At 41.1% G+C, this 7,766-nt stretch carries 8 protein-coding genes and 2 pseudogenes; 9 read left to right on the top strand and 1 reads right to left on the bottom strand.

The genetic code is table 11. The features are described 5' to 3' along the window. On the top strand, positions 1–1,589 hold a 1,589-nt coding region (gene dnaK, locus AB4653_RS12965; RefSeq protein WP_372104361.1), incomplete at its 5' end, for a molecular chaperone DnaK. Between the two features lie 141 nt (positions 1,590–1,730). Continuing rightward, positions 1,731–2,606, top strand: coding sequence for a DnaJ C-terminal domain-containing protein (locus AB4653_RS12960; protein ID WP_017096991.1), 876 nt, complete (start codon positions 1,731–1,733; stop codon positions 2,604–2,606). Between the two features lie 108 nt (positions 2,607–2,714). Here AB4653_RS12960 and AB4653_RS12955 read toward each other — a convergent pair. After that, a pseudogene (locus AB4653_RS12955) lies at positions 2,715–3,474 on the bottom strand (transposase); the annotation flags it as partial. A 544-nt stretch (positions 3,475–4,018) separates the two neighbouring features. Between AB4653_RS12955 and AB4653_RS12950 the strand changes: the two are divergent. The 7 genes and pseudogenes from AB4653_RS12950 to AB4653_RS12920 form a co-directional block, all read left to right on the top strand. Continuing rightward, on the top strand, positions 4,019–4,519 hold the full coding sequence (locus AB4653_RS12950; protein ID WP_017104225.1) for a hypothetical protein: 501 nt from the start codon (positions 4,019–4,021) through the stop codon (positions 4,517–4,519). 151 nt (positions 4,520–4,670) lie between these two features. After that, positions 4,671–5,300, top strand: a complete 630-nt coding sequence (locus AB4653_RS12945; RefSeq protein ID WP_102258077.1) for a site-specific integrase — start codon at positions 4,671–4,673, stop codon at positions 5,298–5,300. 203 nt (positions 5,301–5,503) lie between these two features. After that, positions 5,504–6,247, top strand: coding sequence for a hypothetical protein (locus AB4653_RS12940; protein ID WP_102258076.1), 744 nt, complete (start codon positions 5,504–5,506; stop codon positions 6,245–6,247). Between the two features lie 50 nt (positions 6,248–6,297). Then, a complete protein-coding gene (locus AB4653_RS12935) occupies positions 6,298–6,483 on the top strand; it encodes a hypothetical protein (RefSeq protein WP_017086662.1) in 186 nt (61 codons plus the stop codon). 9 nt (positions 6,484–6,492) lie between these two features. Then, entirely contained in the window at positions 6,493–6,729 is a 237-nt protein-coding gene (locus tag AB4653_RS12930; RefSeq protein WP_102258075.1) for a hypothetical protein, read from the top strand. Between the two features lie 14 nt (positions 6,730–6,743). Beyond that, positions 6,744–7,064, top strand: a complete 321-nt coding sequence (locus AB4653_RS12925) for a hypothetical protein (protein WP_102258074.1) — start codon at positions 6,744–6,746, stop codon at positions 7,062–7,064. Positions 7,065–7,367: 303 nt separating this feature from the next. Then, positions 7,368–7,766: pseudogene (locus tag AB4653_RS12920) on the top strand (hypothetical protein); the annotation flags it as partial.

The following is a 7,766-nucleotide window of genomic DNA, read 5'->3' as shown; positions in this document are numbered from 1 at the left end:
GGGTTGAAGCGCAAGGCCAAAAAATGGCTGCTCCTCAAGTATCTGCTGAAGTTCTTAAGAAAATGAAGAAAACAGCTGAAGACTTCCTAGGCGAAGAAGTAACTGGCGCAGTTGTTACTGTTCCTGCTTACTTCAACGATGCTCAGCGTCAAGCAACGAAAGATGCTGGTCGTATCGCAGGCCTAGATGTTAAACGGATCATCAACGAACCAACTGCTGCTGCTCTAGCTTACGGTCTAGACAAGCAAGGTGGTGATCGCACTATCGCTGTATACGACCTTGGTGGTGGTACATTCGATATCTCTATCATCGAAATTGATGAAGTAGAAGGTGAGAAAACTTTCGAAGTTCTTTCAACTAACGGTGATACTCACCTTGGTGGTGAAGATTTCGATAACCGCATGATTAACTACCTAGTAGATGAGTTCAAAAAAGAGCAAGGTATCGACCTTAAAACTGATCCACTAGCAATGCAGCGTGTTAAAGAAGCAGCAGAAAAGGCGAAAATCGAGCTTTCTTCTACTACTCAAACTGACGTAAACCTACCTTACGTTACGGCTGATGCGAATGGCCCTAAGCACATGAACATCAAAGTGACTCGAGCGAAGCTTGAGTCTCTAGTTGAAGACCTAGTTCAACGTTCTCTTGAGCCACTAAAAGTAGCTCTTGCAGATGCTGCCCTATCTGTAGGCGAAATCACTGACGTTATCTTAGTGGGTGGTCAAACTCGTATGCCTATGGTTCAAGCTAAAGTAACTGAATTCTTCGGTAAAGAGCCACGTAAAGACGTGAACCCTGACGAAGCTGTTGCAATGGGTGCTGCTGTTCAAGGTGCAGTGCTAGCTGGTGACGTTAAAGATGTTTTACTACTTGACGTTACTCCTCTCTCTTTCGGTATCGAAACGATGGGCGGGGTAATGGCTAAGCTTATCGAGAAAAACACAACTATCCCGACTAAAGCGGTGCAAGTGTTCTCTACAGCTGAAGACAACCAAAGCGCAGTAACTATCCACGTTCTTCAAGGTGAACGAAAGCAAGCGACTTACAACAAGTCTCTTGGTCAGTTCAACCTAGAAGGTATCCAACCAGCTCCACGTGGCATGCCACAAATCGAAGTAACATTCGACCTAGACGCGGATGGGATCCTGAACGTATCTGCTAAAGATAAAGCAACAGGTAAAGAGCAAAAGATCACGATACAAGCATCAGGTGGTTTGTCTGAGGAAGAGATCGAAGCAATGGTACAAGAGGCAGAAGCTAACAAAGAAACGGACAAGAAGTTCGAAGAGCTAGTCATTGCACGTAACCAAGCTGACCAAATGATTCACGGTACTAAGAAGCAAGTAGAAGAAGCGGGTGAAGCTCTACCTGCAGACGAGAAAGTTAAAATCGAAGCGGTTATCGAAGCTCTAGAATTAGCTAAGTCTGGTGACGAAAAAGAAGTGATCGACGCTAAAGTTCAAGAACTTATGCAAGCAGCTCAAAAGCTAATGGAAATTACTCAACAGAAAGCACAAGCACAGCAAGCTGATGAACAACCTAAGCAGGACGACGATGTTGTTGATGCTGAGTTTGAAGAAATGAAGTAACGCCACTGACGGATAATTGCTTTCGAGCTGTTAAACGTTGAGTTATGTATCATGGAGACGTGAACTTATTGGTATTCAGGGCGTAAGAGGTCACTCATACGCCCTTTTTTGTTTGAATGAGAAATTGAGTGAGTTTTTAGCATGTCAAAACGAGATTATTACAGCGTGCTAGGTGTATCTAAGGGAGCCTCGGAGAAAGAGATTAAAAAAGCCTACAAGAAGTTGGCGGTGAAGTATCACCCCGATAAAAATCCCGGAGATGCGACAGCAGAAGCGAATTTCAAAGAAGTAAAAGATGCTTATGAAATTTTAACAGACAAAGAAAAGCGCATTCAGTATGACCAATTTTGTCATACTGAATCTGAGAATCGTGGTTTTGGTGGTCACAGTGGGTTCGAAGACTTCTTTAGTGATGCCTTCCGCCAACGTGGCGGCGGCTTTGGTGGAGGGTTTGAGGATCTCTTCTCACAAACTCGTGGTGGACACGGGCGCCCACGCGGACAAAAAGGTCAAGATCACCAATATACGCTTACTGTAGACTTTATTGATGTGGTTCAAGGGGCTGAAAAAACGGTCGAATTGCTAATCAATGGTAAACAGAAAAAAATCAAAGTTAAGATCCCTTCGGGTATTAAAGATGGTGAAAAGATACGTTACTCCGGTAAAGGTGGTTTAGGCGTTAATGGTGGTCCTTCGGGGGATTTATTATTCATTATTGCAACCAGACCACATGGGTTTCTAGACCGCGATGGTAATGACATTATTTGTCACACCAAAGTTGATATGGTTACTGCGGCTTTAGGGGGGGAAGTTACGGTGAATGTGTTAGACAGTCGCTTTAAACTCAAAATTCCAGCGGGTACTCAAACAGGGCGCAAATTCAAGATGACGGGGAAAGGCGTGACAAGTCGTAAAGGTGAAGCGGGCGATCTATTGGTGGAGGTTCAAGTTGAAATACCCAAAAATCTAACCGATGCACAACGTGAGTTGTTAGAACAATTTGGAGCAACGCTTTAGTCATTTAAAGTAAAATGAACAAAACCAGCTCTAGAGCCAAAGCCGTATAATGTGGGGTTGTATCGCAAAATTATGATGAAGTATAAGTGTACTGGTTTTTAGATGTAATTAGGCTGCTAGTGCGTAAAATTGCTCCCAAGCAGATAAGCCTTCAGGATTATCGAGCTGTCCGTTTTTAATTATCGACCACAGTTCCACGCCTGCCAGGGTGGAACTGGCTCTCTCATACAAATTCCCCCCCTAAACACTGATGTATTTTACCTTTCACTTTCCGGTGACTTTGCTCAACTATATTGTTCAGATATTTAACTTGAAATACTTCAATCAAGTTGAGTCTCTTCTCCGTCAGCCAGAGTTGAACATTGATGTTATGCAGCGCTAACGCGTTGGTACCACTCTTATCGATAACCACTTTTTCTGATAAACCATTATAGCCGATTGCCTTGGTAAAGAAGGCGCGAGCCGCTTTCTCATCATGGCGATCGCAGAGTAAAAAATCAATGACATGGCCGTTCGCTTCTCCCACGACACCAGGAAATGGACTGTTTGTTTGAGGATGTATGGCAGCCACTAGGGGGGCCAAGTTCTTCACTCTTGTCCCGCGCAAGTTTATTGCTTGGCAGTAACCTGCTTGGTAAACCATTTTGTGCAATGGCCTTATTCAGAAAGGCTTTGGCAGCTGCCTCATCACGGTTCGGGCTAAGGTAGTAATCGATCACGTTTCCAAATTTATCGACGGATCGATAGTGGCGTGATCTACAACAACTCTACGCTCAAGCTGTATCTCTTCAATTTCACGATAACTGAGTTTATAGGCGAGATAATAACGTACGGTTTCAAGAACAACTTCAGAAGGAAAGTGACAGCCTTACACATTAAGAATCAGTTTCATGAGTAGAAATCAAGCAAACCTTAACTTAAATCCTCAAAGTTTGCGACAGAACCTAAATTAGTCACCGTACGGTGCTTCTTTCTTGGATTGTATTATCGATCATATGTTAAATTGACAAAATTAGGCTGGCTTTTGCGCGGTAGGGGACGACTCTAGCTACAACCGCTCGAAAGTCAGCCATTTCTCTTTCCATACCCTAGAGTTTTCTCCTGAAAGTTAATTACAGAATTTAGTTAAATGTTAACGGGTTGTGATGTGTTTTGGTTTCGCTTGATTTTTTGATCCTAAACCTCAAAATGATCAGTTTTCTCTAAATTAGTAATACTGACGCCGCTTCGCTCTGTCGGCTTCATACTGACTCTACATGCAAGTATATAGCAGCCAGCATGAACCATATATAAACAAGAACATATTGAAATTATTGATTAATTCAACATTAATCAATTGGTGAGGATGTTTATTGTGTCGTGATGTGATTCTTATTATACTGGTTAGATATCCAGTAAAAAAAGGGCTATTTATGAAAAAAATGTTACTTGCGGTGGGAATATCATCAGCGCTATTGGGCTGTACGAACACTGCAACGCCCCCCCCTATTACCAATCATATTGAGATTGGGACAAAGGCAGGGGCACACAGTGTTATTGTGTTAAATTTTAACAATGCTGAAGCGATGCCTGAGTATCAAACCTACGATGTGTATTTATATTTATCTCAGTTGCCGGAAAGTAAGGGGTTTGAGATTTGCAATTTTGAATATGACAATTGTGGTAGTCAGTACTCCGCCTGGCAACACGTATTACGTCCCGAGCAAAATGGCATTTGGCTTAGTTATGATTTCAAGTTTCCTTTGAGCTTAACGCAAAAATACGATGTGAATTTAGCTAATATTCAAACGATAGCTAATCAGGCGTTTTTAGAATGGGATAAGGCAGAAAGTCTTTATACCAAAGAAGTTTCTATGTCAGGTAAAACAGTTCAAATCGAGTCTTTAACAGCAACAGCCCATCAATTACCTTAACCACTCCAGTATGTAGTATCGTGATCAGTTGATTTCGATACTACGGAACGTTTTCCCCCAAAGCCAGTAATTCCAATCCTTAGATCACTGATTTCTAAACTTGTCACTGTTAGCGTGTGTGTTTATTCATGCAAAACAGGAAAATGCACACATGGCACTACCAACGCTCATCGAGGACAAAGACAAAACTTGGATCTTTAAAGTCATTACACAGACACCAGAGCCAGAGCTTAATGCGTGTCTAATGGGATTTTTCTTGGGTAGTGGAATGACAACACTAGAGGTATGTCGCATCCAAGTTCGAGACATTGTTAAGAAGAACGGACACCTAACAAAATGCTTTGCCATTAAAGGCGATGTGAATCGAGATTTTTATCTGTCCAACATTAAGCTACAGAATCTTATCAAGAACTACATTGAGCAACGGCTAAAAGATGGTGATCACCCCGATCAATACAATGCTTTTGATGCTGATGAACCATTCTTTAAGCGTAGGAATGGCGACCATTTTAAAATCAAGCATAGAACCACAGAGAAAGGTAATACGACTTACCACTGTAATGCTTTAAATAATCACATCAAACGATTGTTGGCTGATTCTGGTATTGATCAGCCTAGTATTCTAAGCGGTAGACGCACGTTTGCTGTAAGGCTTAAACGTCATGGAGTAGACGTTCCGACTATCCATTTGATGCTTGGAAATAAGAGCCTTGAAACCACGGTAAGACTTATAGAGACAGATACTGTGAGTATGCTAGCAATTGCAGATATGGCTTTTTAAAATATGCTAGACATATATGACGGGTGTATGTAGTGTACTTTTATTAGCTACAAACAAGTGAGCCACCCTCGAAAGGGTGGCTCTTAAACTCGCTACCTGTTGTCAATACTGTTTCCAGCGGAAGAGGACAGGGCTATCACAACAAGAGGATTAACCTCAGTTGTTTCTAATAATACACAACCTTGATACAGAGGGCAAATAATTTGGATTTGGAAGAGATCAAGCAAGGACTTTCTACAGAAAAACTAGAGACCTATCGTCAGGTGCTCGACTGTAAATCTGATAGTGAGTTGATAGCCGTTTATATGGCGATGCAAAGTATAATGTCTCAGTTTTTCTCAGTAGTTCAGCTACTTGAAGTGACATTGAGAAATTCAATCCATAAATCAGCAACAGAATGCTTTGAAGATGATGAATGGTATAAGCGAATTCCTCTAAGTCAAGAGTCTCGAAAACAAGTCGATTTTGCAGAACAGCAGTGTTTAAAGGATGTAGGCGCTCGATATACCAGTAACGATCTTGTTTCTCGATTACCGTTTGGATTTTGGGTTCACATGTTACACCGAGACTACAACAACCCTCGCAACAGAGATCATAACCTATGGCAAACACAGTTGGATAAGTGTTTCCCGAACGCTAGAGAGAAGAGAGTTAAACTCAATACATTATTTCAGAAAATGGGAGCATTAAATAAGTTCAGGAATCGTTTATTCCATCATGAGCCAGCATGGAAAGGTAGATCCACTCGAAACCGAGTTGATGCTATTGAGTTTCTTCTAAAAATGTTCAATGAGCACACGGACGCTATTTACTTACTATCCACTTCTAAACGAGAGCTTATTACAGTGTTAGGGTTTGAAGAAAAATTCAATCAAGAGTGTAATATCAAAAACTTAGAACGTTTTGAGTCGTTGTTAGCTCCTGAGAGTCGAAATACTGGCGATTAGTGAGCTAGACATATTTGACAGGTAATTAAATTGGAATGTACTAGACACATATGACAGGTAGAAATATTACAGAGTTTCAGCTTATAGCAAACGCTAAAGGTTGGAAGTTTGAAGAAATCGCAAAACGTTGGGGTAAGTCCGAACGCCAGTTATCACGGATAGCAAAGGCGGGTGAACAGCGTGACTTAGACGCTGTGAATGGCCTACCAAACAAAGACAACGAACAAAAGGGATAAAAAGACATCATGTTTTTTGAGTTCTTTGATTGGAAAATTAAAGCAGGAATAATTATTACCGTTGCTCTTATGTTGGGTAGCGTAATCAGCTTCATTGTTGCGTGGACAGCACCAGTACCAACCGATGCATTATCAGCCGTAACCAAATATCTAAATTATCGTTGGTTTGCTTTCTTTGCTGTCAGCACATTGTCTATTGGTGCGGCAACAATGAAGTATCACGATAGAACACTAACACGTTGCTAAGGGAAAATTTTCGCATGAAAACAAGTCAGATTTTGGAATTGCTAAGAAAGGCATCACCAACATTACAAGTCAAGATTCAACATAAAGAATATGGTGTACTACCTGTTGGTAATGTCTACCATGAACCGCCAAGAACCTTCCTGCAAGAAGCAAAAGAGGAAGGGGTATACTCTAATGTTAAAGGGCTATTAGAGCGTCTTGAAAGTATTGATGCCACTGTTCCTTTTGATGCGGATTTAACTTCTGGTGATGATTGGAATTTCCAAGAAGTGCAAAGTGTGTTTGAAAGCGAAGGAAAAGTCCTTATTCAAATTTCTGATCCAGTTTTTAATTAAGGGGAATAGACCTTGTACCTTTCCTTGGTCAGCGTAGCCGTGTTACGGAGATTCTGAGCCGTCAAAGACGTTTATCTATCTCAATGATTCGCAAGCTACACGATGGGCTTAGAATCCCATTGGACAGCCTTGTGAAAGAATATCAACTGGTTAAATAACATTGAAAGTTTCGACAAGCGCACTCTAAAAGCGCGTAAGCTAGTTACCTCTTCGCTTATGAGTAAAGAGTTTTCGCAGCCTCAAATCGACACAGTGATTAGTATCAACGACAAAGCAAAACAATAGCAGGAGAAAAAGCAATATATGTCAATTGGCTTTTACGATGAACGTATTCTAAATATACGCCTCAAAAAAAATAACAAAGGGTCTACTTTTTTATTTGGTGCTGCATTAAGTCAAGTAACTAATGGGGTAGGCATACCAAACGTTGAAGGTGTCATTGAATTTATTGAAGAATATGCAATAGAGCAAGAGGTTGATGAACTCTATTTTGAAGAAGCTAAAGGCTTTTCGGAACAGGATAGATACCAACAAGCTTTTAGCTTAATCGCCGGTCTATGTGGTCAAGAGTCGGTGAATGAAATCATTAAACGCGTAGTAGAAAGTAATCTCGATGAAAACGGCAAACATCGAGTACCCAAGGCAATCAAAGATTTCGTTACTAGTATCAAAAACGGCAATATCGGGTTCTGTCGCAAACTT

Source organism: Vibrio sp. 10N.222.48.A3 (genome assembly GCF_041475345.1).
Classification (GTDB): domain Bacteria; phylum Pseudomonadota; class Gammaproteobacteria; order Enterobacterales; family Vibrionaceae; genus Vibrio; species Vibrio tasmaniensis_A.
The sequence above is the reverse complement of the archived record's forward strand: the minus strand, read 5'-3'. Positions and strand labels throughout refer to the sequence as shown.